This is a genomic window from Thalassotalea litorea (assembly GCF_005843925.1).
Taxonomy (GTDB): Bacteria; Pseudomonadota; Gammaproteobacteria; order Enterobacterales; family Alteromonadaceae; genus Thalassotalea_A; species Thalassotalea_A litorea_A.
The window spans coordinates 1-638 of the sequence record NZ_VCBC01000042.1; the positions used below are offsets into that span (position 1 = coordinate 1).

Annotated in this window: 1 protein-coding gene; it reads left to right on the top strand. The window is 45.0% G+C overall.

Annotation, left to right across the window (positions count from 1 at the left end):
- Positions 1-73 precede the first annotated feature (73 nt).
- Positions 74-638, top strand: a 565-nt coding sequence (locus tag FE810_RS17005) for an IS110 family RNA-guided transposase (RefSeq protein WP_171022412.1), incomplete at its 3' end; no start/stop codon positions are given.

The window sequence follows — 638 nt, forward strand, 5'->3', positions numbered from 1 at the left end:
CGATGTATGGACTCCCTCCCCTCGGGGATGTAACGTAAAAATGACCAAACCTTTACGACGGAGTCCATACAAAATGAATCATACAATTATTGCCATCGATATCGCAAAGAGTTCTTTCCATGTAGTGAGCATGAAGCACAATAAAGTTCGTACAGATAGAGCGTTTACCAGGCAAAAACTCAAAGAATGGTTAGCAAAGCAGCCAGCAAGTCTAGTGGTGATTGAAGCGTGTGGCTCAGCCCATTATTGGGCAAGGTATGCACAAAGCCTAGGCCATCAGGCGAAGTTAATCGCGCCCAAGCATGTAAAAGCCTTTCGCCAGGGGCACAAAACTGACCAAAATGATGCGCTTGCCATCGCCACTGCAAGCCTGCAGCCAAAGGTAAAAAGTGTCGCTGTTAAAACCGTTGAACAACAAGGATTACAATCGATAGACAGGATCAGTCAACACCTAAGCGATAACCAAACCGCTGTCAGCAATATGCTACGAGGTCTACTCGCAGAGTTTGGCATCATCATTCCCAAAGGTATCTCAGCATTCAAAGAGCGTATTCCAGAAATATTAGAAGATGGTGAAAATGGCTTACCAGATCCTCTTCGCCATCAGATTGCCGCTATGTTTTATTCGTACTTAGATG